This is a genomic window from Oscillochloris sp. ZM17-4, from assembly GCF_019599295.1.
Classification (GTDB): domain Bacteria; phylum Chloroflexota; class Chloroflexia; order Chloroflexales; family Chloroflexaceae; genus Oscillochloris.
Map to the genome: position 1 here is coordinate 1 of NZ_JAIEWN010000181.1, position 1,190 is coordinate 1,190.

Genomic DNA, 1,190 nt, shown 5'->3' on the forward strand with positions numbered 1-1,190 from the left:
CGCGATCTCCACACCTGCCAGCGGCGCGCCTGAAGGCTGGCGTTGGGCGGGCAAAGGACAGCCGCCACATGTTCAAGGCTGCTCAGTCCAGTGCCGTTGTGTCTTGTGAAACGCGTCTCGATTACGCCGAACATGAAAAATTATTAACATAAAATAAGAGCATTACTCGTTAAAACGAGAAAAAAAGTTTCGGATCGTAAACTATTGATTGATAGATAACTAACTATGGTATAATAGGTGTGTCATGGATGGAAGAACGAAGGCACATTAAGCATGCGATTCGATATTATTAGTGAAATCGATGATGTTGCAACCATTGCCGCGAATACCAGTATACGAGAAGTGGAACGGTTACGTAAAATCTATGGAAAAGCACGGTGGCGCAAGAAAAAAGGTATTGCCATGATTGTTCTTGAAGATGGAACCATGCATCGCGCAGAGCTCCACTGGTATGAGGCAACCAGCTTTGGGCGCAAGGAAGTGAAGATCAAGTATCTGCTCGATTAAGGAGGAACCTATGACGGTCGAACAGCCTGAACTCCGCTTCGTGATCTGTATTGAGAATACGGATTACCCGGTCGCCCTCGAGCGACGTAAAATTTATCAGGTTGTCCCCGATGAGCGAGCGGCAAGCCATGACTTCCTTCGGGTGATTGATGAATCGGGCGAGGATTATATGTACCCGAAAGGGTATTTCATCCCGGTCGATTTTGCGCCAAGCATCCAAGAAGCGCTCCTGCGAGCCGCATAAATAAAAGAGTTTTCGACACAGTACCGTAGATCTCATTAAGATGCCATGAAATCCTCCAGTGGTGTAAACCATTGGAGGGTTATTCATTGCATATGCTCTCGTGAGGCGAAACGAAAAGAGTTGACACAAAACATGATTTGAGCGCTTTGTACTACCAAGCACACCTTTAATGTGTCAGCACGCCCGCCCAACATGGCTCGCAGCGGACGCCGCTGGCGCGTCCCGTGAGCTGGCGGCTTTTTATCATGTCGCCTCGTGCCATCGCTCGTCTCGATCCACACGCCCGCCAGCGGCGCCGCTGAAGCCCAGCGTTGGGCGGCCCAATGACCGGATTCCACGGGTGAAACGCAGTTCCGCGCAACTGGACAACCGGACAGCCGGACATACCGGACAGCCGGACAGCCGGACAGCCGGACAGCCGGACATACCGGACAGCCGG

2 protein-coding genes are annotated in these 1,190 nt (G+C 51.3%); both read left to right on the top strand.

Annotated elements, in window-relative coordinates; genetic code table 11:
* Positions 1-273 precede the first annotated feature (273 nt).
* Complete coding sequence (locus tag K2Z83_RS28555; RefSeq protein ID WP_220598563.1) at positions 274-507, top strand: hypothetical protein; 234 nt, start codon at positions 274-276, stop codon at positions 505-507.
* A gap of 10 nt (positions 508-517) precedes the next feature.
* A complete protein-coding gene (locus tag K2Z83_RS28560; RefSeq protein WP_220598564.1) occupies positions 518-751 on the top strand; it encodes a hypothetical protein in 234 nt (77 codons plus the stop codon).
* Positions 752-1,190 lie beyond the last annotated feature (439 nt).

Excerpts from the sequence above, each read along its gene's own strand:
- K2Z83_RS28555 (WP_220598563.1), top strand. The coding sequence starts at position 274 with ATGCGATTCGATATTATTAGTGAAATCGATGATGTTGCAACCATTGCC.
- K2Z83_RS28560 (WP_220598564.1), top strand. The coding sequence starts at position 518 with ATGACGGTCGAACAGCCTGAACTCCGCTTCGTGATCTGTATTGAGAAT.